At 62.6% G+C, this 25477-nt stretch carries 25 protein-coding genes and 2 tRNA genes; 12 read left to right on the top strand and 15 right to left on the bottom strand.

The genetic code is table 11. The features are described from left to right. Positions 1-47: 47 nt before the first annotated feature. The 3 genes from ASB57_RS30170 to ASB57_RS30160 all read right to left on the bottom strand — a co-directional run bounded on the left by ASB57_RS30170 (position 48) and on the right by ASB57_RS30160 (position 2228). On the bottom strand, positions 48-635 hold the full coding sequence (locus tag ASB57_RS30170; RefSeq protein WP_231755298.1) for a DUF4142 domain-containing protein: 588 nt from the start codon (positions 633-635) through the stop codon (positions 48-50). A gap of 164 nt (positions 636-799) precedes the next feature. Further along, on the bottom strand, positions 800-1732 hold the full coding sequence (locus ASB57_RS30165) for an allantoinase PuuE (RefSeq protein WP_057655799.1): 933 nt from the start codon (positions 1730-1732) through the stop codon (positions 800-802). Continuing rightward, positions 1719-2228 carry an ureidoglycolate lyase gene (locus ASB57_RS30160; RefSeq protein ID WP_156414326.1) on the bottom strand — a complete coding sequence of 170 codons (510 nt, stop codon included), beginning with the start codon at positions 2226-2228 and terminating at the stop codon, positions 1719-1721. The genes ASB57_RS30165 and ASB57_RS30160 overlap by 14 nt, the downstream gene beginning before the upstream one ends. A gap of 113 nt (positions 2229-2341) precedes the next feature. Here ASB57_RS30160 and ASB57_RS30155 point away from each other — a divergent pair, with 113 nt between their 5' ends. Next, on the top strand, positions 2342-3256 hold the full coding sequence (locus tag ASB57_RS30155; RefSeq protein ID WP_057655797.1) for a LysR family transcriptional regulator: 915 nt from the start codon (positions 2342-2344) through the stop codon (positions 3254-3256). 32 nt (positions 3257-3288) lie between these two features. On the opposite strand, the gene ASB57_RS30150 is transcribed toward ASB57_RS30155, so the two are convergent. Continuing rightward, positions 3289-3376, bottom strand: a tRNA-Ser gene (locus tag ASB57_RS30150). Between the two features lie 177 nt (positions 3377-3553). Here ASB57_RS30150 and ASB57_RS30145 point away from each other — a divergent pair. The 9 genes from ASB57_RS30145 to ASB57_RS30105 all read left to right on the top strand — a co-directional run bounded on the left by ASB57_RS30145 (position 3554) and on the right by ASB57_RS30105 (position 10440). Further along, positions 3554-3640: transfer RNA gene (locus ASB57_RS30145), tRNA-Leu, on the top strand. 207 nt (positions 3641-3847) lie between these two features. After that, the gene (locus tag ASB57_RS30140; RefSeq protein WP_057655796.1) at positions 3848-4642 is read left to right on the top strand and encodes an enoyl-CoA hydratase; all 795 of its coding nucleotides are present in this window, start codon (positions 3848-3850) and stop codon (positions 4640-4642) included. Then, positions 4642-5778 (top strand): CaiB/BaiF CoA-transferase family protein, encoded by a 1137-nt coding sequence (locus tag ASB57_RS30135; RefSeq protein ID WP_057655795.1) that lies wholly within the window; start codon positions 4642-4644, stop codon positions 5776-5778. The genes ASB57_RS30140 and ASB57_RS30135 overlap by 1 nt, the downstream gene beginning before the upstream one ends. A 37-nt stretch (positions 5779-5815) precedes the next feature. Next, positions 5816-6727, top strand: coding sequence for a LysR family transcriptional regulator (locus ASB57_RS30130; RefSeq protein ID WP_057655794.1), 912 nt, complete (start codon positions 5816-5818; stop codon positions 6725-6727). Between the two features lie 183 nt (positions 6728-6910). Then, entirely contained in the window at positions 6911-7849 is a 939-nt protein-coding gene (locus ASB57_RS30125; RefSeq protein WP_369822889.1) for a Bug family tripartite tricarboxylate transporter substrate binding protein, read from the top strand. Positions 7850-7961: 112 nt separating this feature from the next. Beyond that, positions 7962-8720 (top strand): hypothetical protein, encoded by a 759-nt coding sequence (locus tag ASB57_RS30120; protein ID WP_156414325.1) that lies wholly within the window; start codon positions 7962-7964, stop codon positions 8718-8720. A 148-nt stretch (positions 8721-8868) separates the two neighbouring features. Then, entirely contained in the window at positions 8869-9306 is a 438-nt protein-coding gene (locus ASB57_RS30115) for a hypothetical protein (protein ID WP_057655791.1), read from the top strand. Then, on the top strand, positions 9294-9689 hold the full coding sequence (locus ASB57_RS30110; RefSeq protein WP_057655790.1) for a hypothetical protein: 396 nt from the start codon (positions 9294-9296) through the stop codon (positions 9687-9689). Before ASB57_RS30115 ends, ASB57_RS30110 begins: the two co-directional genes overlap by 13 nt. 115 nt (positions 9690-9804) lie before the next feature. Then, positions 9805-10440 carry a PIN domain-containing protein gene (locus ASB57_RS30105; RefSeq protein WP_082621950.1) on the top strand — a complete coding sequence of 212 codons (636 nt, stop codon included), beginning with the start codon at positions 9805-9807 and terminating at the stop codon, positions 10438-10440. 52 nt (positions 10441-10492) lie between these two features. Here ASB57_RS30105 and ASB57_RS30100 read toward each other — a convergent pair whose 3' ends face one another. The 5 genes from ASB57_RS30100 to rpsO all read right to left on the bottom strand — a co-directional run bounded on the left by ASB57_RS30100 (position 10493) and on the right by rpsO (position 16001). Beyond that, positions 10493-11218 (bottom strand): hypothetical protein, encoded by a 726-nt coding sequence (locus ASB57_RS30100; protein WP_057655789.1) that lies wholly within the window; start codon positions 11216-11218, stop codon positions 10493-10495. A gap of 113 nt (positions 11219-11331) precedes the next feature. Further along, positions 11332-12549, bottom strand: a complete 1218-nt coding sequence (locus ASB57_RS30095; protein WP_057655788.1) for a threonine ammonia-lyase — start codon at positions 12547-12549, stop codon at positions 11332-11334. Positions 12550-12605: 56 nt separating this feature from the next. Further along, positions 12606-13331, bottom strand: coding sequence for a hypothetical protein (locus tag ASB57_RS30090; protein WP_057655787.1), 726 nt, complete (start codon positions 13329-13331; stop codon positions 12606-12608). Positions 13332-13476: 145 nt separating this feature from the next. Continuing rightward, on the bottom strand, positions 13477-15642 hold the full coding sequence (gene pnp / locus ASB57_RS30085; protein WP_057655786.1) for a polyribonucleotide nucleotidyltransferase: 2166 nt from the start codon (positions 15640-15642) through the stop codon (positions 13477-13479). A gap of 89 nt (positions 15643-15731) precedes the next feature. Then, the gene (rpsO, locus tag ASB57_RS30080; RefSeq protein ID WP_057655785.1) at positions 15732-16001 is read right to left on the bottom strand and encodes a 30S ribosomal protein S15; all 270 of its coding nucleotides are present in this window, start codon (positions 15999-16001) and stop codon (positions 15732-15734) included. 383 nt (positions 16002-16384) lie between these two features. Here rpsO and ASB57_RS30075 point away from each other — a divergent pair, with 383 nt between their 5' ends. Next, complete coding sequence (locus tag ASB57_RS30075) at positions 16385-16831, top strand: hypothetical protein (RefSeq protein ID WP_231755509.1); 447 nt, start codon at positions 16385-16387, stop codon at positions 16829-16831. Between the two features lie 66 nt (positions 16832-16897). Here ASB57_RS30075 and pssA read toward each other — a convergent pair whose 3' ends face one another. The 5 genes from pssA to ASB57_RS30050 all read right to left on the bottom strand — a co-directional run bounded on the left by pssA (position 16898) and on the right by ASB57_RS30050 (position 21907). Beyond that, entirely contained in the window at positions 16898-17680 is a 783-nt protein-coding gene (gene pssA / locus ASB57_RS30070; RefSeq protein WP_057655784.1) for a CDP-diacylglycerol--serine O-phosphatidyltransferase, read from the bottom strand. A 64-nt stretch (positions 17681-17744) separates the two neighbouring features. Beyond that, positions 17745-18419 carry a phosphatidylserine decarboxylase gene (locus ASB57_RS30065; protein WP_057655783.1) on the bottom strand — a complete coding sequence of 225 codons (675 nt, stop codon included), beginning with the start codon at positions 18417-18419 and terminating at the stop codon, positions 17745-17747. Positions 18420-18613: 194 nt separating this feature from the next. Further along, positions 18614-19630, bottom strand: a complete 1017-nt coding sequence (ilvC, locus tag ASB57_RS30060; RefSeq protein WP_057655782.1) for a ketol-acid reductoisomerase — start codon at positions 19628-19630, stop codon at positions 18614-18616. A gap of 66 nt (positions 19631-19696) precedes the next feature. Beyond that, positions 19697-20188 carry an acetolactate synthase small subunit gene (gene ilvN, locus ASB57_RS30055; protein WP_057655781.1) on the bottom strand — a complete coding sequence of 164 codons (492 nt, stop codon included), beginning with the start codon at positions 20186-20188 and terminating at the stop codon, positions 19697-19699. Between the two features lie 9 nt (positions 20189-20197). After that, on the bottom strand, positions 20198-21907 hold the full coding sequence (locus tag ASB57_RS30050; RefSeq protein WP_057655780.1) for an acetolactate synthase 3 catalytic subunit: 1710 nt from the start codon (positions 21905-21907) through the stop codon (positions 20198-20200). Between the two features lie 509 nt (positions 21908-22416). Here ASB57_RS30050 and ASB57_RS30045 point away from each other — a divergent pair. Further along, complete coding sequence (locus ASB57_RS30045) at positions 22417-24645, top strand: FUSC family protein (RefSeq protein ID WP_057655779.1); 2229 nt, start codon at positions 22417-22419, stop codon at positions 24643-24645. A gap of 31 nt (positions 24646-24676) precedes the next feature. Here the strand turns inward: ASB57_RS30045 and yaaA are convergent, their stop codons facing one another. Continuing rightward, positions 24677-25453: a peroxide stress protein YaaA gene (yaaA, locus tag ASB57_RS30040; protein ID WP_057655778.1), complete on the bottom strand. Its 777-nt coding sequence runs from the start codon at positions 25451-25453 to the stop codon at positions 24677-24679. Positions 25454-25477: the final 24 nt, after the last annotated feature.

Here is a 25477-nt window from a genome sequence, read left to right as displayed (position 1 = left end):
CATGCCTGAGCGTATGGGTTAGATCGGGGAATCCGAAGGGTTGATGTTTAACGTGCCGGCGTGTCGAAACGGCCGGTCGGCGCGCGGGCAGCCCTGCCTTCCAGACCTTCCGCCAGGCGCAGATGTTCCTTCATCATGGGCAGGTATTTCTTGGCGAAGGCTTGCACGTCGGCGTCCTTGGCGCCTTTCGCGGCGTCGCTGAAGACGTTGACCGCGTGCGTGTGGGCATTGGCGCCTATGCGCTCCGCGAACTTCGTATCGAAGCTGGTGTCCGCCACGTCCAGGGCCTTCAACTCCAGCTTTTGCGTGGTGCCGGGCTCGGTGGGGAGCTGATAGTTCTTGGATTTTGCCAGCGCCGCCAGTTGTTGGCCCATGGCGGTGTGATCCTTGATCATCCGGTCGGCGAAGGTCTTGATATCGGCGCTCTTGGACTTTTGCTGCGCCAGCTTGCTTCCTTCGAGCTCGAACAGTCCGGCCCGGGCCGCGTCGTCAAGAAAAGTCCGGTCGGCGGAGTCCAGTTTTTGGGGCTGCTGGGCGGATGCTGCCGCCGGAGGCTTCTGCGCGAACGCCCACGGCGTCGCCAGAGACATCGCGATGCTCAACGCCAGTGCGGAACCCCTGATTCTCGTGTGCATTTGCGTACTCCTTGAGTGGATCATCACCCTCGTCCGCAAAAATGGTGCCGCGGCTGTCGGGGAATGCCGGCGGGCGCGAATACGCCCTGCCAAGAACTCAGCGACGGCGAAGTACGGCCTTAACGATAGTGGCAGCTTCTGGCAGAGCAGTCGTCCGCGAAAATCTATGCAGGATGCGCGGCGGGATGGTGCTTCTTCCAATGCTCAACGATATCCGCACGCCGGCAGATCCATACCCCTTGTTTCGTTGCAACGTAGTCCAGAAATCGCGCCAGTCCAATCGCGCGCCCGGGATGACCGATCAGCCTCAGATGCAAGCCGACCGACATCATTTTGGGTGCCGTCTCGCCCTCTTCGTAAAGCATGTCGAAACTGTCTTTCAGATAAGCGAGGAAGTCATCAGCGGTCGCCATGGCCCCCCGACTGAACTTGCCGTCATTGTTGGCAAGACTATAGGGCACGACCAGATGGCTTTTGCCCCGCACTTTCGTCCAATAGGGGAGTTCGTCGTTATACGCGTCGGAGTCGTAGGCAAATCCTCCATGTTCCACCAGCAGCCGCCGCGTATTGACGGTCGGCGCGTATCGGCAATACCACCCGATGGGCGGCGTTCCGATGCTGCGGGAAATGGACGCATAAGCGAGCGCGATCTCTTCCCTTTCCTTCTCTTCGGTGAAGTCCTGGGCTCGCACCCAACGGCGGCCATGACTGCACACGTCATAGCCCGCGTCCCGGATCGCCGTGGCAACGGCAGGATTGCGCTCCAACGCAAGTGCCGTGGCGAAGACTGTCGCGGTCATGTCCCTTTCGCGCAGGATTCGCAAGACGCGCCAGATGCCGACACGGCTGCCGTACTCGTACATGGATTCCGATGCCAGGTCCCGGCCCTCAAACCCGCCTGCGCCCCCCTCTGTCAAACCGGTCTCGGTCTTGTTGTCGCCATCTTCAAAGGACTGCTCCGAACCTTCTTCGTAGTTCACGACAATGTTCAGCGCCACGCGAGCATTGCCGGGCCAACGAGGGTTTGGAGGGGTCGCGCCATAGCCGACGAAGTCGCGGCGCAGATGCGCATGGGAGGGATCATTAAAGTCTGTCATCGCTTTCGCTCCGTGCCCAGGACACATGTACGGGCTCGTGCATTACTCGCACCTCCGTATCAGTCCGTTGATCCATATGCCCCATGATCACCACCACTTCGTTGGGTCCGTCTAGGGATGTGAAGCTGTAATGCCATACGTTGGGACGATACGTTACGCCCTGGGATCCGTCGGTGATAAAAGCGCGGACGGATGTTCCATCCAGGTTGCCCTCCTCATCCGACAAAGCCACGACAACCAGGCAACGTCCCGCGTGCATGGGCACGAAGGTCTGCGCCGAGTTCGGGTGGCGCTCCATTTCATTGACGAGCACGGGCCCCGGTGGACTGGCGCTGAGCCGGTTGACCCATAGTCGCGGATTATTCGCCTGGGCGAACTGCAGTGAGAAGTCGCGCCGACGGGTGTCTCCCCTGTTTTCGAGGACCTCGCCAAATGACGCAAAAGCGCTGGCATCGAGTGCCTGCGCAGCCAATTGCCTGTGCATCGTGATCTCCACGCTGTTGCCTGTTCCTGGGGCGCCGAATCGATCTAGAGAGTGGGAATTCTAAAGACCCACCTACAATAATCAATTATTAAAATTTCTCTATCTTCTATAAGATTTGGCTATACATGAACTTGCGACTCTTTGGGATCTTCCGAGCGGTAATGAGCGCCAGGAGCACGATTGGGGCTGCCCGCAGCCTCAACATCTCACAGCCGACGGTGAGCAACGCCATTCGCCAGCTGGAAGATGAACTGGGATTCGAGCTGTTCGATCGATTAGGGAATCGCCTGGTCGCCAGGGACGAGGCACGTGTGCTGCTCAAGGAGTCGGAATCGATGTTCTTGTTCGCAGACCGGCTCGCCGGGGTAGCGGAGGATCTGAAGGAGAATCGGGCAGGCCGTGTACGGGTGGTGGCCACACCGCAGTTGGGGCACACGATCCTGCCAGGTGCGATTACGAAATTCCTCGCGACGCGGCCCAAGGTGACAGTCGTGTGCGATGTCATCGACTCTCATCAGGTCATCGAGAACACGGAGGCCATGGCGGCGGATTTCGGGATGGCGCTTGCGCTGGAACCCGCATTGAGCGCAAACCTGAAGATGGTCTTGATGGACGAGGCCGAGGTGGTGTGCGTATTGCCTGCCGGGCACGTGCTGGCCGAAAAGAAAGCACTGTCGCCCAAGGACATCAGCGCCTTTCCGTTTATCGCACTTGAGAACTCGGCGCGCCTCAGTGCGCCGATACGGACAGCATTCAACAGCGCCGGGGCGCGATATGCACCCAGCATTGAAGTCCGCTACTCGGAAACCGCCTGCTTGCTGGCGCGGGCGGGCGCGGGGGTAACCATGGTCGACTCATATTCCGCGGCCTCGCTTGCGCAGACGCGCGCGGTCAAAATCGTACCGTTTCGTCCGCGGATAAGTGTGAGCGTCTGGGCGATATTTCCCAAGAATCGCCCGCCGTCGCGTTTGGCCCGAGCATTGCTTGAAGAGATCAAGGCGGGCATGGGTGGGGCCGGAAAGGCGTTGGCGCCACGCTAGCGGCGACGGTAAAGCCTCAGGTCAAAAGCTGCTGGCGGAAGGAGTGGGATTCGAACCCACGGATAGTTTCCCATCGCCGGTTTTCAAGACCGGTGCAATCGACCACTCTGCCATCCTTCCTGCTACGCCTGGACCATGCTGGCGCTACTTGCGCGCCGCGGCCCTTGCAGGGCGGCCATTGTATCGGATTTCAGGTAGAGACGCGGCACGCGGGGCGCTCGTGAACAGGGGTACAATCCCGCTTCGCTTCAGCAGCGACCGCATATGTTCCCCTTCCGGCGGAGCTTTTGCCACACCGCCCGGGTGGTGAAATTGGTAGACACAGGAGACTTAAAATCTCCCGCCGTAACAGGCGTACCGGTTCGATTCCGGTCCCGGGCACCAGTCATACAAGCAGAGCAGGCAGTCGATTCGCGATCAAACTCCCTTGCTCGCATTCCCATGCCCCACCAAACCTTCGCACGCTAGTTTTTACGTCAGAGGACCATCCACGGATTTATTCCTGTCCGGACTTAGTCCATGAAAAATTCTCGCTTGTTGCGATCAATACGGGAAACTTAGCATCTCTTCTGGATTTCGCCCGGAGGCAAGATGACGACCCCTATCCCCGATTTCGCACATGCGCTCGTTACGCGCGACGAGCGTGGTGTTTACACCCTGCAGATTCATAATGCCAAGAGCCTGAACATCCTGTCCTTGGACGTCATGCGCGGCATGACCGAAGCGGCGGTCTGGCTAGCGCAGCAGGACGACGCCCGCGCGGTCATTCTTCGGGGCACCGGTGAGAAGGCCTTCGTCGGCGGAGCAAACATCTATCAAATGGCAGAGCTGGAGCCGCAAAGCGCGCGTGAATTCATCACCACGCTGCGGAACTTGTGCGAGGCGGTCGCCGCCATCCCGGTACCCACCGTGGCGCGTCTGGCCGGATTCTGCCTTGGTGCCGGCATGGAACTGGCCGCGGTGTGCGACATCAGGCTGGCCAGCGACGATGCCATCTTCGGGATGCCGGAGGTGCGCGTTGGGATTCCTTCCGTGATCCACGCGGTTCTCTTCCCTCGACTTATAGGGCAAGGCCCTACGAATTGGCTGCTCCTCACCGGGGAAACCGTCGATGCCGAACAGGCGTCCTGCTGGGGTTTCGTCGAGTTCGTCAGCAAGCCGGAAGCGCTGGATGCGGCCATCCAGCGGACTGTCGGCGCCATTGCCGCGAGTGGGCCCGTCGCCGTCAAAGCGCAGAAGGGCCTGCTGCGCTATTGGACCGAATCATCGATCGAGGCTGGCCTGGATCGCAGCGTCGACGTGTTCGGCGATGCATTCCTGACGGACGAGCCGAAACGATACATGGCGCCCTTCCTTGCCAAGAAGAAAGGCGCGGAGAAGCACTGATGCCGGGGCCGCTACAGGGTGTACGCATCATTGACATGACGTCGGTGGCGATGGGGCCATACGCGACCCAGATCCTTGCCGACATGGGCGCCGAAGTCATCAAGGTGGAGGCACCGGAGGGAGACGTGTTCCGCACCTCGTCACCCGCATTGAATCCCGGCATGGGCCCGGCCTATCTGAATCTCAACCGGAATAAATACAGCGTCACCCTGGATGCCAAGTCACCATCGGACCGTGAACAGATTCTGCGGCTGGCCGACACCGCGGACGTCTTCATTTCCAATGTGCGCCCCGCGGCCCTGGCTCGGCTGGAGTTGGACGCCACCGCCCTGTGCGCCCGAAATCCACGCCTGATATATTGTTCCGCGGTTGGTTTTGGCCAGGATGGACCGTACGCCGCCGAGCCGGCCTTCGACGACATCATCCAGGCGAAAAGCGGATTGGCGGCCTTGCAAGGGCGCAACACGGACGCGCCGGCCTATGTGAACACGATCATCGCGGACAAGGTCGCCGGCCTGACGCTCGCCTATGCCATTCCCATGGCGCTATACGAGCGGGAGCGCTCCGGCAAAGGCCAGGCTCTCGAAGTACCGATGTTCGAAACCCTGGTGTCCTTCACGCTGGTGGAACATCTGAGTGGGCACAGTTTCGTGCCGTCGCGCGGACCGATGGGCTACAGCCGCGTGCTCTCGCCCCAGCGCCGGCCCTATCGCACCCTGGACGGCTACCTGGCGTTGCTTCCTTACACTGACGCGCAATGGCGACGCTTCTTCGCCTTGGCGGAACGGCTCGATCTTGCTGGGGATGTCCGTTACGTAGACGCGCAGTCCCGCGCGCGTCACTTCGACGAGCTGTACCAGGACCTTGCCGATATCGTGGCGCAACGGACGACCCATGAATGGCTGGCGCGGCTGGCCCCCGCTGATATTCCGCATTCGCGGGTCAACACACCGGAATCGTTGCTCGACGATCCGCATCTCAAGGCAATCGACTTCTTCGGGACGATGGAACATCCATCCGAGGGTACGTTGAGAACAATCGGGATACCCGTGCGCTTTTCCAGAACGCCAGGGGCGATCCGCAGGCCGGCGCCGCGCCAGGACGCAGATCGCGATATGCTTGAGAACGAGCGTTGATGCGGCAAGTGCGTCGGCGCCCCTGACGGCCTCGACCATGAACATAACGCTCAAGCAGTTGCGCGTATTCTGCGCGCTTTATGAATTACGCAGCTTTACGGCGGCAGCCCGCGCGGCTTTCGTTACCCAGTCGGCAGTCAGCAAACTCTGCGCCGAGCTGGAGACGGAAGTCGGGCAGGCACTTTTCGAGCGCTCCACGCGCAGTGTCACGCCATGCGACGGCGCGGCCGATTTCTACGCCTATGCCCAGGAGATACTCGGCACGGTGCGGGCAGCTGAACGTAGCATGTCCGGTTTGCGCACTCTGGAGCGAGGCACCGTGGGCGTGGCCTCCTCGCCCTTGATGATGGCCGGTCTTCTTAGCGGAACGATCGCCACCTTTCACCGTGCCCACCCCAGCGTCAAACTGGACCTCTTCGAACTTTCCACCGACGACACGCTGGCGCATGTCAGGGCCGGTCATGCCGACTTCGGCATCGTCTCACTGGCCGAACCCTCGGATGAATTTTCCACGCGAGTGATTTACCGCGACACCATGTACGCGATTGCAGCGCCCAAGCATGCGTTGTGCCGGCGCAAGACGGTAAGCTGGCAGGACGTCGCGGGCCACAAGCTGATCATGCTGCGCAACGTTTACAGCGTGCGCCGCAGCCTTGAACGCATCTCGGCGGACCTCGATCTGTGTTTCGACTACCGCATCGAAGCCGGGATGCTGGCTTCGGCCCTGATGCTGGTCAAGGAAGGGCTAGGCATCACGATTGTTCCCGGCTACGCATGCGCGTTCGCGCAGCAGCTGGGTTTACGGGTCATCCCCATCGATGGCGCACGCAAGCATGGGCACGAACTGTCATTGATCCAACGCCCTCAGGCGCGACTGTCACTGGCCGCGGCTGAGTTCCTGCGGGTCGCGGAGGACAGTCTGCGAGAACTGCAGACTGTCGGCGATTGATGCCAAGCTGGAATGATTTTATGAGAATTAGTCCCTTGTGGGCATAAGCAGGCTGCACGCAAACTATCGATCCAAGAGCGTGGCCAAGTCGATGCCACCACCATGGAGACAATGATGCGTGAAGAGAAAAACCATTCCCGCCGACGAATGCTCACCGCTTGCGGCGCGCTGGGCGCGATAAGCATGATGGCGGCAGCCAGCCTGCTGCCCGCGCCGGCAACGGCGGCGGAAGGTCGTTATCCCGACAAGCAGATAACGATCGTCGTGCCTTTCTCGCCGGGCAGCGCGACGGATACCAGCGCCCGTATCATTGCCGAGAAACTGGGCCCGCGATTCAACGTGCCGATCGTCATCGAGAACAAGCCCGGCGCGTCCGGCACCATAGGCTCGTCTTTCGCTGCACGGGCCAATCCGGACGGCTATACGTTGATCCTGACCAGCAGTTCGACGCATTCCGCCACGCCGGCCCTGTTTCGCAAGCTGCCTTTCGATCCCACGGGCGACTTCATCCATACCGTGCGCATCGCGACGATACCGATGATGCTGGTCGTGCGCGAGGATGCGCCGTACACGTCGGCTCAGGATCTGGTGCAGGCGACGCAGAAGAAAGCGTTGAACTACGCCTATGGTTCGCCGACCAGCCAGATTGCCGGGGCGACCTTCAACACCGTCGCCGGCGCCGCGGCCAACGCGGTCTCGTACAAAAGCCAGCCCCCCGCCGTCACCGACCTGCTGGGTGGGCATGTCGACTATCTATTCGCTGATCTGTCCGTCGTGACGAACTTCATGAAGGCCAAGAAACTCCGCGGGCTGGCGTATACAGGTCAGAAGCGCGCGACGGACTTCCCCGGTGTGCCCACCCTGGCTGAACTGGGCTACAAAAACTTCGACCTCGTCGTCTGGGTGGGTGTCGCGGCGCCCGCGAAAACACCGGACGCCATCGTCGAGCGCCTCAACAAAGAGGTCGGCGCCATTCTGCAGGACCCTGAAGTGGTGCAACGCTTCGAGTCCCTGGGTATGCAGGTCGCACCCGACTCCGTGTCGGCGCAGAAAGCATTCGCCTTGCAGCAGCGTGATATCTGGACCAAGCGCGCGGCAGACGCCAAGATCGAACCGCAATAGCGCGCGGCGTTTGGCTTCCCGCGATGGCATGTGCCGCGTGACGCGGCAGCGGCGACGCATCGCGGCGAACCTTTCACTATACTTACAACCCCTTCAACGACCGCGGGTTGCAATGATGAGTCGAAAAGCGCTGTATGTCTTGTCCCTCTCTTTCGGACTTTCGTCGGCCGCATTTGGTCAGACTTTTGTGTGCCCCACGGGCCCTGCGCCCGGCCAGCGCCAGGTCGGCACGACGGGCGGTGGGCCAGGGCTGGCGCCTGTGCCGGTCTGCGTCCAGAACTCGGCGCCGGCAGGTGGCGGTGGAGGCCGAAGTGCGCCGCCGCGTGAAGATCCAGCCACGGCTGCCGCCAATGCGATGGTGGGCCTGGCCCGCGCGCAGGCGCAGCAGCTGAAGGAACTGCAGAAGATGGAGCAGGATCCCGAGTTCAGGAAAGTCGCCAAAGGTTATTGGACCTATTTCTACGACACCGAGAATCCCAAATCAGGCCAGCGCTGCATGGCGCTCTTCCAGAACCTTCAAGGCGCGGTGCAGCTGACCGGCCCGGGGACGACCTACAAAGGCGCCATGCTGACGCTCTTGGGGATGGACATCCCCAAGCCCGCCCAGCCGACACCAGTCAAGGCAACGCTGGACCAAGGCGACGGCAAACCGCAAACGCTCACCGCGATGAATTACACCGTGGGGCAGACCAAAGTTGGCGCCATCGCGTTCGCGGTACCCAGTATCGATGCCATGACGTCTGCGATGGAAGAAAACTCGACATTCAAGGTGTCCGTCGGAGGCAAGCAAGTGGTCGATACGTTCTTCCGTGATGGGCTGAAGGCGCGGGATCGTCTGCGCCTGTGCGCGAGCGGGCGGCCGGTGAAGTAGCAGACCCGCGAATCGGACCCCGAGGCACATTTTTTACGGTCAAGGGCCAAAAATAGGACTGATCCTACGGCGAACGGGCCCTTCGCCGAGGATCGAATTGCAGCGGCGGCGGCACTCACGTGCAGTGCTAACCACGAGGAGAAGCCGCATGCCGTACATCATGAATGATCCAGTCAGTCGTTACGAGTTGAATGCCAGGCTGAACGCGCAGGACGCCAAGCTGGATGCCGCTGTGAACCAGATGCTGGGTATCGCCACCCGGATAGATCGCTCCTGCGATGAAATCCGTGCCGATATGAAGGCACTACATACCGATAATAAGGACACGAGAAAGGTCATCATTGCCACAGGTGTCGCGACTGTCCTGGGTGTCGCGGGCTTCAACTCGTCGGTATGTTCCAACGTTTTGACGGCGTTCCAGGCAGGGCTGACCGCACAGCACGTGTTCACGCCGCAAGACGCCACGGCCACATCGCCCGCGGCTACACCGCCCAAGCCTAAGCCAACAACCCCTGGATCCCGTCCCAAAGGCGCTGGCAGCGACGCGCAGTGCATGGTGCAAGGAGATTCCACATGCCCCGCGTAAGGATGAGAGACCCTGTAAGTCGCTATGAGCTGAGCGCCAAGCTGGCCGCGCAGAACGCCAAGCTGGAGAGCGCCCTGCAAAAAATCCTGGACGCTGTCGAGCAAATTCAAGCCGATGGAAAGACAATGGCAGCTAGATTCGATGCGAAATTTTCGTCCGTCGAAGACAAGTTTTTCTCCATGAAGGTCACGATGATCGTGACTGCCATCGCGACGGTGCTGACCGTCATCTTCGGCGTTGGTGCAATCAACGCGACGCTCACGTCGAATATGCTGGCCGCGTTTCAGGCAGGCGCGGTCCTCCATCACTCTCCCGCCCCTCCGGCCCCGAAGCCCGTGCCCCCGTCGTCGACCTCGATCGGCCCCATCGCCACTGCATCGTAAAGACCGACAGCACCAGCTTGGCCAGCCCGTATACACCCCTGCTCCTGCTTTTTGGCATAATTTCAGGCTACATACCCATACAGAGAAGCAGTCAGTGGAATAGCTGGCCAAGCCAATGTCTTACAGCCTCATTCCCATCCCCGGCCGCGTCGTCAGCGCCGACACCCCTCCCCTGCTAGTCCTCGACGCCTGCGTCCTGATGTCGTCAGTCATGCGCCCGCTATTGCTCCAACTGGCCGATCAGCAGGTCTATCGCCCGGTGTGGAGCGCCCGCATCGGCCACGAATGGGTGCGCAACGCCGCCCGCATATGGCAAGTCGACCGCGCATTGGTCGAGCAAGACTGGCAGGCCATGCAGGCTCGCTTCCCGGACGCCGACGCGGGCGAGCTCGATGCCTACCAGGCTGGTCTGCGCTACAGCGATCCCAAGGACAGGCACGTGATCGCCGCCGGCCTGGCCTGGCGCGCACGCTGCGGCGAGCAAATCGCGCCCGCCGCGGGTGTGTTGACCTGGAACCTGAAGGACTTCAATCGCTCCGAAATGCGGCGCCTGGGCATGGACGCCTACAGTCCCGATCGCCTGCTGTCCTTCTGGTGGGAACAAGACCCCGAGCCACTGCGCGCGGCGCTGACGCAAACCATGGAACGCCTGATTGCGGCAGGAAGACAGCCCGAGCCCCTGGAAGTGACGCTGAACCGGGAACGGCTGCACCGCCTGCGCGCCTTGATGATGGCCGCCGAAGCAGCGTGATCCACGGCTCGAACGATGGCCTGACTCACAATCCGAAGAGACGCCCCGAACGTCAGGCCCGCATCCGCACAGGACAATGGCGCAGCCACGGCTTGTCCCCGCCGGGAATACCAGGAATACCGGGAGTGCCAGACAAAAGCCCGCCTCCGCCCCCATCCAGCGGCGGCATCTCGGCAGACCTCCTTGAACAGCGTCCAACCTTGCCGCCATCACCCCGCGCACCGACGAGTTCATCCTCAGTACGTGGCCGGTAAACCACCGATATCCGCACCCAATTGCTCGTGGAATCGCTCTGCCCCTGCGGCGCCAACCCCGGAAACTCAGCATCCTTCTTCCGCCGCAAATTGATGCCCAGTTCAGGCTTCAATCCACCCAGAAGAAGATGCTGCCGGACGTAGTCCTCATTGCGCGTAGCCAATGCCTGATTGTGGCTCAGGTGGCCGGGCGCGCCGCCGCTGAACGCCACCCCCGACACATTGATCTCCTGGACGGCGAACTTGTCCCCGGGAATCTCCCGGCGCACCTGTTCCAGCACACTGTCCAGCTGTTGCGCCGTATTCGCGCCGCGCTGAACGGTCACATCGAAGTTCCTGTATGCGGCCAGCGTGCCTGGATCGACAGCAGCGGCATCGCCCCGCAAGACCGTAAGGTCAAGGTCATGCGCCGCGGCCTGCAACGCGTCATAGCGACTTCCGTCGATGGGCGTTGCGGGCGAAAAACCTGCCCCATGCAAAGCAGGATTGATGATGCGAAAGTCGTTGGGAACGGAATAGTTCATGACGGTGATACCTCCTTGCCGAAGCCAAAAAACACGCGCACACGAGTCGCGTGTGGCCGTAAGTCGGCGTCCGGCAGGCACCGGTTCCCTCGTAACTATTTCATCCCGCAAAATCAATGATCGTGATTGCTGGCCGCGAACCCCGCCACGTTCAAGCGATCGATGACCTCGGCGATATGTTCCGGCCCCCGTGTCTGCAACACGAAGTCCACTTCCACATTGCGCACCGGCAAGGACGTGAACGCGCGTTGATGATGTACTTCAGTGATGTTGGCCTGCGCATCGGCGATCAGCGACGTTGCCTGCGCCAACGCGCCGGGCAGGTCCCGCATGTCCACGCGTATGCGCGCCAACCGGCCCGCGCGCACCATGCCACGCTCGATCAGCTCGCCCAACATCAAGGGATCGATGTTGCCACCGGTCAGCACCAGGCCGATGCGCTTATCCATGAAACGCGTATCGCCCCGGGCATACGCTTGCAGCAAAGCCGCCAGGCCTGCCGCGCCCGCGCCTTCGACGACGGTCTTTTCGATCTCCAGCAAGACCACGATGGCATGCTCGATATCGCCTTCGCTTACCAGAAGGATGTCGTCGACAAGGCGCGCCACGATCTCTCGCGTGAGGCGGCCGGGCGACTTCACGGCGATGCCTTCGGCGATGGTGTAAGGCCCTTGCGGCAACTCCTTGCTGTTCACCGTCGCGTACATGGCGGGGAAGCGCTCCGTCTGCACGCCGATCACCTGCACATTCGGCCGCAAGGCCTTGGCCGCCGTGGCGATGCCGCCGATCAGGCCACCGCCGCCGATCGGCACGATCAACATGTCCAGGTCCGGACGCGCTTCCAGCATTTCCAGGGCGACCGTGCCCTGGCCGGCGATCACCGCCGCATCGTCATAGGGATGGATCATCACCAGCCCGCGGCTGGCCGCCAGCTCGTAGCCATGCGCCTGCGCATCGTCGAAGGTATCGCCCGCCAGCACCACCTCGGCGCCGTAGCGGCGGGTGTTGGCCACCTTCACGGTCGGGGTGAAACGCGGCATCACGATCACCGCCGGCACGCCCATGCGCTGCGCGTGATACGCCACACCCTGGGCATGATTGCCCGCCGAAACAGCGATCACGCCCCCTGCCCGCTCCTCGTCCGTCAGCAAACGCATGCGGTTGAAGGCGCCACGCTCCTTGAAGGAGGCGGTGAACTGCAGGTTCTCGAATTTCAGCCAGATCTCCGCGCCCAGCATGTCGGACAGCGTGCGCGAATGGGTAAACGGCGTATTCAGGACCTGCCCCTGAAGGTTCTGCCGCGCGGCCTGGATAGAGGAAAGATCGATCACGATGGCGTCCTGACGAAGAAATTACGACCCGGCCGAACCGCTTACTGGCGCAACCGCTAGCGCACCGGCAGGAAGTTGAAGAGCATCAAGCCCTGAGCATAGTTGATCCCGATGCGGCGGCTGTTTTCTCCGAGCAGATTGGCAATCAGATCCAGCCGCCCGATGATGGCGCCGAATTCCCGCTCGAAGCTCAGGTTGACCGCCGTGCCGCTGATCTCGTTGGCCAACAGCAAGGGATTGCCCGCGCCATCGCGCCGACTGGCCAGCAGCCACGCCGCCGCCTCGACGTTGCGCGCCGCGTTATAGACCCGCTGTCCGTCCAGCACGTCCGCCACGTAAAAGCGCGTCTTGCCGTTGTGCGCCGCAATGACAGTGTCGGCCAGGCCGAAGATGAAAGCAGCGACCCGGTCACCCTGGAAGTTGGCATCCAGCGACACGGCCAGCACCTGGATGTCGCGCAGACCGTTCAAGCCGGCTGGCGCCATGCGGTTGTCGACCAGATTGTGCAGGCGCGTCATGGCGGCGGCCTGATCGGTCATGCCCGACTTGCGCCATTCGCGCGGATTGCGCCGGTACAGCTTGTCGGCCAGCGCATAGAGGCTGTTCAGGTTGTCCCGCATGGCCAGCGTGACGGTGCGATTGAAATCGGTCTGGCCGAACTGGTCGGCGGACATGCCTTCGCTGCGCGGACCACGGCCGTCACGGGAACCCGCCTGGGGATTCACGCAACCAGCCAGGGGCAGCACCCCGGCCGCGGCCACGAGCAGCGCGAGCGCCATCATGCGTGTCTTGTTCACCCGGCCCCCCTCGACCCCCAACGATGCCGACAAACTTTACCCCAAAAAGAGAACGGCGCCCGCAGGCGCCGTTCTTTCAGCCGTCCCGTCGCCAGAAGCGGCGGGAGGCCGGTACTACCACCCAGATGGCTTAGCCAGCCGTCGGGGCTTCCGTGGCGGCCGGCGTTTCCGCGGCGCCCTGGTTTTGCTGCAGCTCGATGCCACCGATGGCCTTGATCGACAGGCGCAGACGGCCCTTGTCGTCAGCTTCGATGACCTTCACGCGCACTGCCTGGCCAACCTTCAACACGTCGTTGATGTTGGCGATGCGGTAGTTGGCGATTTCCGAGATGTGCAGCAGGCCGTCGCGGCCCGGCAGCACTTGCACGATGGCGCCGAAGTCCAGCAGACGCAGCACCGAGCCGTCGTAGACCTGGCCCACTTCAACGTCAGCGGTCAGCTCGACGATGCGGCGTTGCGCTTCCTTGGCCTGGTTTTCGTCCACGCTGGCAATCACGATGGTGCCATCGTCCGAAATGTCGATCTGCGTGCCGGTTTCTTCGGTCAGCGCACGGATGGTGGCGCCGCCCTTGCCGATCACGTCACGGATCTTCTCGGGGTTGATCTTGATGGTCAGCATGCGCGGCGCGAACGCCGACAGCTCGCCACGCGACTCGCCCAGGGATTTCTTCATCTCGTTCAAGATGTGCAGGCGGCCTTCACGGGCTTGCGCCAGTGCGACCTGCATGATTTCCTTGGTGATGCCCTGGATCTTGATGTCCATCTGCAGAGCGGTCACGCCCTTCTCGGTACCAGCAACCTTGAAGTCCATGTCGCCCAGGTGATCTTCATCGCCCAGGATGTCGGTCAGCACGGCGAACTTGCCGTTGTCCAGGATCAGGCCCATGGCCACGCCGGCCACGTGATCCTTAACCGGCACGCCAGCGTCCATCATGGCCAGCGAACCGCCGCAGACCGATGCCATCGACGAGGAGCCGTTGGATTCGGTGATTTCCGAGACGATACGGATGGTGTACTGGAAATCTTCCGGCGCGGGCAGCAGCGGCACCAGGGCGCGCTTGGCCAGACGGCCGTGGCCGATTTCGCGACGCTTCGGCACGCCGATGCGACCCGTTTCGCCCGTGGCGAAGGGGGGCATGTTGTAGTGCATCATGAAGCGGTCACGGTACTCGCCCATCAACGCGTCGATGATCTGCTCGTCCTGCTTGGTACCCAGGGTGGCGATCACCAGAGCCTGCGTTTCACCGCGGGTGAACAGGGCGCTGCCGTGTGCGCGCGGCAGCACGCCCAGACGGACGCTGATCGGACGCACGGTGCGGGTGTCGCGGCCGTCGATACGCGGTTCGCCGTTCAGGATCTGGCTACGCACGATGCGCGATTCCAGGTCGAACAGGATGTTGTCGACGGTCACGCCATCGGGCTCGGCGCCACCGGTTTCGGCGGCTTGGGCAGCCAGGCGGGTGCGCACGTCGCTGTAGACTTCACGCAGCTTGGTGGTACGAGCCTGCTTTTCGCGAACTTGGTAGGCGGCAACCAGGCCGTCCTGGCCAGCAGCGGTCACCGCGCTGATCAGGCTTTCGTCCTTGGCGGCGGGCTTCCAGTCCCAGTCGGGCTTGCCAGCGTCGCGCACCAGTTCATGGATGGCGTTGATGGCGGCTTGCAGTTGTTCGTGGCCATAGACCACGCCACCCAGCATGACTTCTTCCGACAGCTGGTCGGCTTCCGATTCCACCATCAGCACGGCGGTTTCGGTACCGGCGACCACCAGGTTCAGGTTCGACGTCTTGACCTGCGCGGCGGTCGGGTTCAGCACGTATTGGCCATTGATGTAGCCAACGCGAGCGGCGCCGATCGGGCCGTTGAAGGGGATGCCGGAGATGGCCAGGGCGGCGGAAGCGCCGATCATGGCGGGGATGTCAGGATCGATCTCGGGATTGACCGAGACGGTGTGAATCACCACCTGCACATCGTTGTAGAAACCTTCCGGGAACAGCGGACGCAGCGGACGGTCGATCAGGCGCGAGGTCAGCGTCTCTTTTTCCGAGGGCTTGCCTTCACGCTTGAAGAAACCACCGGGGATACGGCCGGCGGCGTACGTCTTCTCGATGTAGTCGACGGTCAGCGGAAAGAAATCCTGGCCAGCCTTGGGCTTCTTCGCCGCGACGACCGTGGCGAGCACGACGGTGTCATCCACCGACACGACAACAGCGCCGGAAGCTTGGCGGGCGATTTCGCCGGTTTCCAGAACGACCGTGTGCTGGCCGTATTGGAACGTTTTAGTCACTTTATTGAACATGACGATTATTCCTTACAAATGAAAAACCGTGGCCGCTGCGACAAAGTCGCACCGGCCACGGTTGCGTCATGGGGAACCGACCCCGTCGATCACTTGCGCAGACCGAGAGCTTCGATCAGTGCGCGATAAGCATCGGGGTTACGGCCCTTGAGGTAGTCGAGCAGTTTGCGACGACGGCTGACCATGCGCAGCAAACCGCGGCGCGAGTGGTGGTCCTTCATGTGTTCTTTGAAGTGACCGGTCAATTCGTTGATGCGGGCGGTGAGCAGAGCCACCTGAACTTCGGGGGAGCCGGTATCGCCCTGGGCGCGTTGGAACTTCGCAACGATATCGGACTTCTTGATGTCAGCGACGGACATGTAATGACCTCTTCGAACATGCGTCAGGGCCGAGGCGCCCAGACGTGGGTTAAAAAATAATGTGTACTACGAGCCAGGCATCGTTCTTCGATGCGTCTTGCCAAATAAGTACTGTATGCCTTGGATACGCGCTTCCCGAACCTTATGTCGGAAAAGCCGTGGGATTATAGCCGAAAGCGGGAAATTGTCCCCATAGTCCTTTCGCTACCCTTGCCTCTACCTTGCAGCGGCGCCTGGAGCCGATGATGCCAACCCTGTCCCTTATTCATTTCCGCCATACGGGCCGTACGGTGCGCCCCGCCAAGAAAGCCGGTTTGCGCCGGCCGGCCGCCCTGTCGCTGGCACCACTGGTCCTGCTGGCCGGTCTGGCGGGCTGTGCCGACATGGCGGCCAAGGTGCCGCCGGGCGCGCCGCTGGCCCAGGTCGAAGCCAGCTATGGCCGCCCCAACTTCACCTGCACGCCGCCGCAAGGCGGGCAACGGGTGATCTGGACCCAACAGCCCTTGGGCCAGTACGCCTGGGGCGCCAACGTCGGCCCGGATGGCCGGATCGACCGCGTGGAACGCCTGCTGACGGACGCGCATTTCAAGGTGCTGGACGACGGCGATTGGCCGGCTGAACGGGTGCGCTGCGAATTCGGACCGCCCGCCATCATCGACGAGGTGGGCCTGCCCAGCGTGCGCCAGGTGGTCTGGTCCTACCGGTATCGGGAAAGCGACGCCTGGAATTCGCTGATGTACGTCTACATGGGCCGCGCGGGCGACCGCGTGACGCGGCATCACCCGGGGCCCGATCCCATGTACGAAGAGGACCGCTTTGGCTGGCCCTGAAACCTTCGCGGTCAAAGCCGCGGCCCCTGCGCTGCTGAACGCCTGACTCGAAACCAGGCGGACAAATCAGGCCGACGGACCGCCGTTGCGGATCCGATTACGCTGCAGCCGGCGGGCCCGGCTCCAGCGCCAGGCCAGCACGAACCAGCCGGAAACCCCATAGATGACGAACAGGCCGAACAGCACGACCGGGGGATCGCTGGACACGAAGACGAAAGCCGCCACCACCACCAGGATGCCCCAGAACGGCACGCTGCGGCCCAGGGTAAAGCTCTTGCCGCTGTAGAACGGCACGTTGGTGACCATGGCGATACCCGCATACATGGTGACCACGAAGGCCGTCCACGCCATGAAGGAGTCATGGATGGGCAGCTTGTTGTCGACCGCCAGCCAGACGTAGCCGGCCACCAGCGCGGCGGCCGACGGGCTGGGCAGCCCCTGGAAGTAACGCTTGTCGACCACGCCGATGTTGGCGTTGAAGCGGGCCAGGCGCAAGGCCGCGCCCGCCACGTAGACGAAAGCGGCCAGCCAGCCCCAGCGTCCCAGCTCATTGAGCATCCATTCGTACATGACCAGCGCCGGCGCGACGCCGAAGGAGGTCATGTCCGACAGCGAGTCGTATTGCTCGCCGAAGGCGGATTGCGTATTGGTCAGCCGGGCAACGCGACCATCCATGCCGTCCAGCACCATGGCCGCGAAAATCGCGATGGCCGCGGCTTCGAACTGGTTGTTCATGGCCTGCACCACGGCATAGAAACCGGCGAACAGGGCTGCCGTGGTGAACGCATTGGGCAGCAGGTAAATGCTGCGGTGGCGATTCTCGGCGTCGCGCATCGAAAGTTTAGGCATGGCGGGCGTCTGGAGTGGCGTGAATGGCGTCTGGGGAATCAGGCAGGTGGGGCGCGATGGCGCCTCAACCCACGGACGATTCCGTGACGGCGGCGGGCAGGTCGGCCAGCACGGAGCTGGTGGCGCTGACCTTGTCACCCAGGGCCACGCGCGGACGCGCGGCCGGCGGCAGGTAAACGTCCACCCGCGAACCGAAGCGGATGAAGCCGTAACGCTGGCCGCGGGTCAACTTGTCGGTCTTACGGGCATAACAGAGGATGCGCTTGGCAACCAGGCCGGCAACCTGCACCGCGGTGACCGTATGGCCGGCGGGCGTGCGCAGCACCATGGCATTGCGCTCGTTTTCCAGCGAGGCCTTGGCCAGCGCGGCATTGACGAATTTGCCAGGGAAATATTGCACGTCGAGCACTTCGCCGTCGACCGGCGAGCGGTTCGAGTGGACGTTGAACACGTTCATGAACACGCTGATCTTCAGCGCGTCGCGGTCCGCATAGGGGTCGCGCACGGTTTCCACCGCGACGATGCGGCCGTCGGCCGGGGACAACACGGCGCTGGCCGAGTCCGGCGCCATACGGGGCGGATCGCGGAAAAACTGCAAAACGAACAGGGCCAGGATCCAGAAGATCACCGACACGGCCGGCGACCAGAACGTCACCAGCACGGCAATTACCACGGCGCCGGCCAGGAAAGGCCAGCCCTCGCGGGCAATGATGGGATGGGGATAAGGGGGTTTATTCATCGTAGGCGAAGGTTAACCGATATGGCCCCGTTTGTGCCCCCGACGGCTGCGGCAAGACGAGACGGAATGAGCCTGCATGAGGCAAAAAAAACGGCATGCCTGAGCATGCCGCCGATGCAAATTCTATACCCGGGCCACACACGCAGTGCGGCCCGGGCGACGGGGCAAGGATTGTACCCTCCCCCGGCTGCCCATCAGTTCTTGGACTTGTCCACCAGCTTGTTGGCGGCAATCCAGGGCATCATGGCGCGCAGCTTGGCACCGACCACTTCGATTTGCGATTCCGCGTTGATGCGGCGGCGCGAGGTCAGGGTCGGGGCGCCGGCCGTGTTTTCCAGGATGAAGCGCTTGGCGTATTCGCCGGTCTGGATGTCGGTCAGGCACTGACGCATGGCCTTGCGGGTTTCGTCGGTGACAACCTTGGGGCCGGTCTCGTATTCGCCGAATTCGGCGTTGTTCGAGATCGAGTAGTTCATGTTGGCGATACCGCCTTCATAGATCAGGTCGACGATCAGCTTCAGTTCGTGCAAGCACTCGAAATAGGCCATTTCGGGAGCGTAGCCGGCGTCCACCAGCGTGTCGAAACCAGCCTTGATCAGTTCAACGGTACCGCCGCACAGCACGGCTTGTTCGCCGAACAGGTCGGTTTCCGTTTCTTCGCGGAAGTTGGTTTCGATGATGCCGGCACGGCCGCCGCCGTTGGCGCTGGCGTACGACAGGGCCACGTCACGGGCGGCGCCGGACTTGTCCTGGTACACGGCCACCAGGTGGGGCACGCCGCCGCCCTGGCTGTAGGTCGAGCGCACGGTGTGGCCGGGGGCCTTCGGGGCGATCATGATGACGTCGATGTCTTCGCGCGGCACGACCTGGCCGTAGTGCACGTTGAAACCGTGGGCGAAGGCCAGCGCGGCGCCCGCCTTGATGTTGGCGTGCACGTCGTCGCGGTAGACCTTGGCGATGTTTTCGTCGGGCAACAGCATCATGACGACGTCGGCGCCCTTCACGGCTTCGGCCACTTCCTGGACCTTCAGGCCGGCATTGGCGGCCTTGCTCCACGAAGCGCCGCCCTTGCGCAGGCCGACCACGACGTTCACGCCGGAATCATGCAGGTTCAGGGCGTGGGCGTGGCCTTGCGAGCCGTAGCCGATGATGGCGACCGTGCGGCCCTTGATGAGGGAGAGATCAGCATCTTTGTCGTAGAAAACTTTCATGGGGTGCTCCGATATTTATCTAAGAATCTGGTTCAAATCAAAACTACAAATGGGCTTCCACTGCGGCTACAGCTTCAGTACTCGCTCACCGCGTCCAATACCCGAAACGCCCGTGCGGACGGTTTCGAGAATCGCGCTGCGATCCAGTGCCTCGATGAAGGCCGAGATCTTTTCCTGCACACCGGTCAGTTCGATGGTGTAGGACTTGTCGGTGACGTCAATGATGCGGCCGCGGAAAATGTCCGCCATGCGCTTCATTTCCTCGCGTTCCTTGCCGACCGCGCGCACCTTCACGAGCATGAGCTCGCGTTCGATGTGCGCGCCTTCGGTCAGGTCCACGACCTTGACCACGTCGACCAGGCGGTTCAGGTGCTTGGTGATCTGTTCGATCACTTCGTCCGAACCCGTGGTGACGATGGTCATGCGGGACAGCGTGTCGTCCTCGGTGGGCGCCACGGTCAAGGTTTCGATGTTGTAGCCGCGGGCCGAGAACAGGCCGACCACGCGGGACAGGGCGCCGGGCTCGTTTTCGAGCAGGATGGAGATAACGTGTTTCATGGCGCCCTCTTACAGATCTTCCGAACCGAGCAGCATCTCGGTCAGGCCGCGGCCGGCCTTGACCATCGGCCACACGTTTTCGGTGCGGTCGGTGATGAAGTCCAGGAAGACCAATCGTTTCTTATGCTTGTTGAATGCTTCCCGCAGCGCCGGCTCGACGTCCGCCGGGCGCTCGATGCGCAGGCCGACGTGGCCATAGGCCTCCGCCACCTTGACGAAGTCGGGCAGCGAATCCATGTACGACTCGGAATAGCGCGAGCCGTAGTCGATCTGCTGCCACTGCCGCACCATGCCCAGGAACCGGTTGTTCAGGCACACGATCTTGGGCGTCAGATGGTATTGCTGGCAGGTCGACAGTTCCTGGATGTTCATCTGGATGGAGGCCTCGCCGGTGATCACGGCAATGTCCTCACCCGGATTGGCCATCTGCACGCCCATGGCATAGGGCAAGCCCACGCCCATGGTGCCCAGGCCGCCGGAGTTGATCCAGCGGCGCGGCGAACCGAAGCGGTAGTACTGGGCCGCCCACATCTGGTGCTGGCCCACGTCGGACGTGACGAAAGCGTTGCCGCCGGTCACTTCCCACAGCTTTTCCACCACGAACTGCGGCTTGATGACCTCGTCCGAGTTGGTGTATTTCAGGCATTCCTTGCCGCGCCAGGTATTGACCTGCTGCCACCACTTGGTGAGCGCCGGCGGCTTGCTTTCAGCCGCGCGGAACTGCGCCAGCATGTCCACCAGCACGTCCTTGACGTTGCCGACGATAGGCACGTCCACCCGCACCCGCTTCGAAATCGACGAGGGGTCGATATCGACGTGGATGATCTTGCGCGGGTTCTGCGCGAAATGCTTGGGATTGCCGATGACGCGGTCGTCGAAGCGCGCACCGATGGCCAGCAGCACGTCGCAGTGCTGCATCGCCATATTGGCTTCGTACGTGCCGTGCATGCCGGGCATGCCCAGGAAGCTGGGATGGCTGGACGGCAGGCCGCCCAGGCCCATCAGGGTGTTGGTGCAGGGCGCGCCCAGCAGGTCGACCAGTTCGGTCAGTTCCGGAGCCGCGTCGGACAGGATGACCCCGCCGCCGGTGTAGATCATGGGCCGTTCGGCCGCCAGCAGCATCTGCACGGCTTTCTTGATCTGGCCCTGGTGGCCCTTGGTCACCGGCGCGTAGGAACGCATGGTGATTTCGCCCTTGGGCGGCGTGTACTTGCCCGGCGCCAGGGTGATGTCCTTGGGGATGTCGACCAGCACGGGGCCCGGACGGCCGGTGCGCGCGATATAGAAAGCGCGGCGCAGCGTATCGGCCAGGTCCTTGACGTCACGCACCAGGAAGTTGTGCTTCACGCAGGGGCGCGTGATGCCAACGGTATCGCATTCCTGGAAGGCGTCTTCGCCGATGGCCGCGGTGGGCACCTGACCGCTGATGATCACCATCGGAATGGAGTCCATATAGGCGGTGGCGATGCCGGTGACCGCGTTGGTCACGCCGGGGCCGCTGGTGACAATACAGACACCCGTCTTGTTCGACGAACGCGAATAGGCATCGGCCGCATGCACGGCAGCCTGTTCGTGGCGAACGAGGATGTGCTGAAACTTGTCTTGCTTGAAGATTGCGTCGTAGATGTAGAGCACCGCGCCGCCCGGGTATCCGAAGACGTGTTCCACGCCCTCATCCGCAAGGCAACGCACGACGATGTCGGCGCCATTGAGTTCCATATTGTGTTCCTTTCCCTGTTTCCGGCCCAACGTTCTGGAGTGCCTCGCCCGGATACGGCGACGGCGGAACCCGATACCGGCTGCGGTAACACGATCGGCGCTTTGCGGTTCACGGAACCGCGCCACCCGAACGCCCTACCGATCCGGCACGCGTCCATCTAAAACGCAGTGCATACGCCCACATGGGCGGCGGAGATCGAAATGGAAGCCTTGACTGCACGCTTTTGGCGCGGCCAATGGCAGGGTACTACTGGCGCTTGCTGCCGGTCGGTGGACCGACGGTCTTGCTGGCCATTCGACACCAGCCAGAGATGAACGGCCAGTGCGAGCGAGCGACTTTACCGTGTTTGCCCACGCCCTGGCAAATCAATCGGGTCGGCGAACGTAAAAACCCCGTCATCGCCGTAAAAATGCCACACAATTCACCGCGAATTGCGGGGACATAACCCCCCAAAGCCGCCGTCACACTCTCTATACTTGTCGCACCCTCACGCCCGGACCCGCCGCCCATGGATTTGCGCCTTACCAGCCTCCGCAAATTTCTCTACAGCCACTATTTTTTCGGCGGAGTGCGGCAGGCCATCGGGATGCTGCTGCCAGTCCTGATACTGGGGGTGGTGTTCGACCGCTACACCCTGGGCCTGGTCGCGACCTTCGGCGCCCAGTGCGTGTCCATCATCGACCAGCCCGGCGGACCGCAGCGCCACCGCACCAACGAGATGCTGGGGGGCGCCCTGGTGGCGACCTTCACGGTGTTCATCACCGGTTTTGCATCGACGCAGCCCGCCATCCTGTGGGTGGTGGTGACCCTGCAATGCTTCGCGTATTCCATGCTGACCGTGTTCGGCAAGCGCGGCGGCCTGATCGGTTTCGGCGGCCTGCTGGTGATGGCCCTGACCATGCACTCGCCCCTGCAGCCCAACCAGGTGCTGCTGCACGCGGCCGGCACCCTGGGCGGCGCCCTCTTCTACCTGGCTTTCAGCCTGACCTTCAGCCGCATCTTCTGGCTGCGCGAGGAACAGCAGGCCATGTCGGTGGCCCTGTTCGCCACCGCCGACTATATGGAAGCGCGCGCCGCCTTCTACGATGAGGCCGAGGACCTGGACACCTGCTACAGCACCGTGATCCAGCGCCAGTCCGCCATGACGGAAAAACACCAGGCCGCCCGCGACATGGTGCTGCGCCAGCTGCCCCGCGGCAAGGGCGCGGGCGACGCCCGCCGCGTCATGGTGTGGAATATGTTCGTCGACATGCTGCAGTTGATGGACACGCTGTTCGCCACCCACACGGATTACGCCTACCTGCGGCGGGCGCTCAGCGGCAACGACCTGCTGCTGTTCATGCACGATTCGCTGATCAAGATGTCGCTGGAGATGAATCGCGTCGCCCTGGCCCTGTCCAGTAACGACAAGGTGCGCCGCCGCACCAGCATCAAGGCGGAACTGCGGGCGATGGAATACGAGATCGACCTGCTCAAGCAGCAGGGGCTGAGCGAGCGCGAACCCGAAACCCTGGCCGTGCTGATCCAGATCCAGCGCCGCCTGCGCAATGCCAGCCGCATCGTCGATCGCCTGGCCGACCATACCCAGGCCAGCCCGGATGCCACGCCGACCAGCGCCCTGCGCATCGACAAGTCGCTGACGCGCTTCATGACGCGGCAGGAATTCCGCGTCGGCATGCTGACCAGCAATCTGCGCCTGGATTCGCCCAACTTCCGTTATGCCTTGCGGGTGACCCTGGCCGCCTCGCTGGCGATGATCCTGACCGAGCTATGGGTGACCGAAGCGTTTTCGGCGCATAACTACTGGATCATCCTGACCATCGTCATCGTCATGAAACCCGGCTTCGCGCTGACCCGCCAGCGCAACGGCTGGCGTCTGATGGGCACCCTGCTGGGGTGCCTGCTGGCCGCGGTACTGCTGAATCTCACCGACAAGCCCGCCATTCTGTTTGGCGCCCTGCTGGTCGCCTGCATCATGGGCAACAGCCTGGTGCTGCTCAATTACATGGGCAGCGCGGTATTCAACACCCTGTTCGTGGTCCTGGTCTTCCACTTCGTGTCACCTGGCACGGTGTCGATGGAGGTGATCGGGGAACGGGCCCTGGATACCCTGATCGGTTGCGGCGTGGCCCTGCTGTGCAGCTATGCCTTCCCCTGGTGGGAATCGCGCTATATGGCGCCGCTGGCGCGGGCGGCGATCAATGCCAACCGCGATTACCTGAGCGCCGGGCTGCGCTATGCGGAAGTCATGCGGCGCAAGCAGATGGCCAAGGCAGCCCAGGCGCCCGTCACCGCGGCGCTGGTCCAGGGGCCGCAGCCGGACGTGCCCCCGCAGCCCGACGAGGAAGATGCCGACCTGAACTGGCGCCTGGCGCGCAAGAACGTGCACATCTCCTTCAGCAATTTCGCCGAGGCGTTCTATCGCATGATCAGCGAGCCGCGTTCACGCCAGCAGTTCGTGCCGGAGCTGAACAACCTGCTGATCCAGAACCATATCCTGGCGTCGCAGACCACCGCCGCCGTACCGACCCTGTCGACCCTGGCCGAAGAGCCGCCGGCGTCGGTCCAGGACACCTTGCAGGATATCGTGATCATGCTGGATCCGGCGCGCCCGCCGGTGCCGCCGCTGCCGGAGCAGCTGGACAACCAGGGCGATCTGGCCGCCCTGGCCTATCCGCTCAAGCTGATGGTCAAGGCGGGGCAGATGATCCGGCAGGAAAGCGGGGCCTTAGGCTAAGCGCCGGGGGCTTAGCCGGGCCAAGCCCCGCTCAGCCTTCCAGCTTGCGGCGGAACACCAGTTTGTCCGGCGTCGAGGCGTCGGCCGCATACGCGTAGCCTTCGCTGTCGAAACCTTGCAGCTTCTCCGGCGTGCCGGCCTTGTGCGTGATGGCATAGCGCGCCATCAGGCCGCGGGCCCGCTTGGCGTGGAAGCTGATGATCTTCCAGGCGCCATTCTTCCAGTCCTGGAACACGCACTGCACCACGCGCGCCTGCAGGGTCTTCAGGTGGACCGACTTGAAGTACTCCTCCGAAGCCAGGTTGACGATGATGGGCTTCTTGGCGTCGGCCTGACGTTCGTTCAGGTACTCGGCGATGTGGGTGCCCCAGAAGTCGTACAGGTTCTTGCCACGCTTGGTTTCCAGGCGGGTGCCCATTTCCAGGCGATACGGCTGCATCAGGTCCAGCGGGCGCAGCACGCCGTACAGGCCGCTGAGGATGGCCAGATGTTCCTGCGCCCAGTCCAGCTGTCCGGGTGTCAAGGTGTCGGCCTGCAGGCCTTCATAGACATCGCCGTTGAAGGCCAGGATGGCCTGGCGCGAATTGGCCTGGGTGAACTTGGGCTTCCATTCGGCGTAGCGGCGGACGTTCAGCTCGGACAAGGCCGCGCTCAGGTCCATCAACCCCGAAATATCGTCGGCCGACTTGGTCTTGAGCACTTTGATCAGTTCGGCGGCCTGGTCGACGAACAGCGGCTGGGTGTGTTCCTGGACCTGGAGCGGGGTGTCGTAGTCCAGCTTTTTGGCGGGAGACAGCAGATACAGCATGGAAACGGGTTCCTTTCTCTTAGG

The organism is Bordetella sp. N, from assembly GCF_001433395.1.
Lineage (GTDB): Bacteria > Pseudomonadota > Gammaproteobacteria > Burkholderiales > Burkholderiaceae_B > Bordetella_C.
Note: the sequence above shows the minus strand (reverse complement) of the source record. Positions and strands in the feature narration are given on the sequence as shown.

Bases quoted from the DNA above. Each gene is read 5' to 3' on its own strand.
- ASB57_RS30170 (WP_231755298.1), bottom strand. From the start codon at position 635: ATGCACACGAGAATCAGGGGTTCCGCACTGGCGTTGAGCATCGCGATG.
- ASB57_RS30165 (WP_057655799.1), bottom strand. From the start codon at position 1,732: ATGACAGACTTTAATGATCCCTCCCATGCGCATCTGCGCCGCGACTTC.
- ASB57_RS30155 (WP_057655797.1), top strand. From the start codon at position 2,342: ATGAACTTGCGACTCTTTGGGATCTTCCGAGCGGTAATGAGCGCCAGG.
- ASB57_RS30140 (WP_057655796.1), top strand. From the start codon at position 3,848: ATGACGACCCCTATCCCCGATTTCGCACATGCGCTCGTTACGCGCGAC.
- ASB57_RS30135 (WP_057655795.1), top strand. From the start codon at position 4,642: ATGCCGGGGCCGCTACAGGGTGTACGCATCATTGACATGACGTCGGTG.
- ASB57_RS30130 (WP_057655794.1), top strand. From the start codon at position 5,816: ATGAACATAACGCTCAAGCAGTTGCGCGTATTCTGCGCGCTTTATGAA.
- ASB57_RS30125 (WP_369822889.1), top strand. From the start codon at position 6,911: ATGATGGCGGCAGCCAGCCTGCTGCCCGCGCCGGCAACGGCGGCGGAA.
- ASB57_RS30120 (WP_156414325.1), top strand. From the start codon at position 7,962: ATGATGAGTCGAAAAGCGCTGTATGTCTTGTCCCTCTCTTTCGGACTT.
- ASB57_RS30115 (WP_057655791.1), top strand. From the start codon at position 8,869: ATGCCGTACATCATGAATGATCCAGTCAGTCGTTACGAGTTGAATGCC.
- ASB57_RS30110 (WP_057655790.1), top strand. From the start codon at position 9,294: ATGCCCCGCGTAAGGATGAGAGACCCTGTAAGTCGCTATGAGCTGAGC.
- ASB57_RS30105 (WP_082621950.1), top strand. From the start codon at position 9,805: ATGTCTTACAGCCTCATTCCCATCCCCGGCCGCGTCGTCAGCGCCGAC.
- ASB57_RS30100 (WP_057655789.1), bottom strand. From the start codon at position 11,218: ATGAACTATTCCGTTCCCAACGACTTTCGCATCATCAATCCTGCTTTG.
- ASB57_RS30090 (WP_057655787.1), bottom strand. From the start codon at position 13,331: ATGATGGCGCTCGCGCTGCTCGTGGCCGCGGCCGGGGTGCTGCCCCTG.
- pnp (WP_057655786.1), bottom strand. From the start codon at position 15,642: ATGTTCAATAAAGTGACTAAAACGTTCCAATACGGCCAGCACACGGTC.
- rpsO (WP_057655785.1), bottom strand. From the start codon at position 16,001: ATGTCCGTCGCTGACATCAAGAAGTCCGATATCGTTGCGAAGTTCCAA.
- ASB57_RS30075 (WP_231755509.1), top strand. From the start codon at position 16,385: ATGGCGGCCAAGGTGCCGCCGGGCGCGCCGCTGGCCCAGGTCGAAGCC.
- pssA (WP_057655784.1), bottom strand. From the start codon at position 17,680: ATGCCTAAACTTTCGATGCGCGACGCCGAGAATCGCCACCGCAGCATT.
- ASB57_RS30065 (WP_057655783.1), bottom strand. From the start codon at position 18,419: ATGAATAAACCCCCTTATCCCCATCCCATCATTGCCCGCGAGGGCTGG.
- ilvC (WP_057655782.1), bottom strand. From the start codon at position 19,630: ATGAAAGTTTTCTACGACAAAGATGCTGATCTCTCCCTCATCAAGGGC.
- ilvN (WP_057655781.1), bottom strand. From the start codon at position 20,188: ATGAAACACGTTATCTCCATCCTGCTCGAAAACGAGCCCGGCGCCCTG.
- ASB57_RS30050 (WP_057655780.1), bottom strand. From the start codon at position 21,907: ATGGAACTCAATGGCGCCGACATCGTCGTGCGTTGCCTTGCGGATGAG.
- ASB57_RS30045 (WP_057655779.1), top strand. From the start codon at position 22,417: ATGGATTTGCGCCTTACCAGCCTCCGCAAATTTCTCTACAGCCACTAT.
- yaaA (WP_057655778.1), bottom strand. From the start codon at position 25,453: ATGCTGTATCTGCTGTCTCCCGCCAAAAAGCTGGACTACGACACCCCG.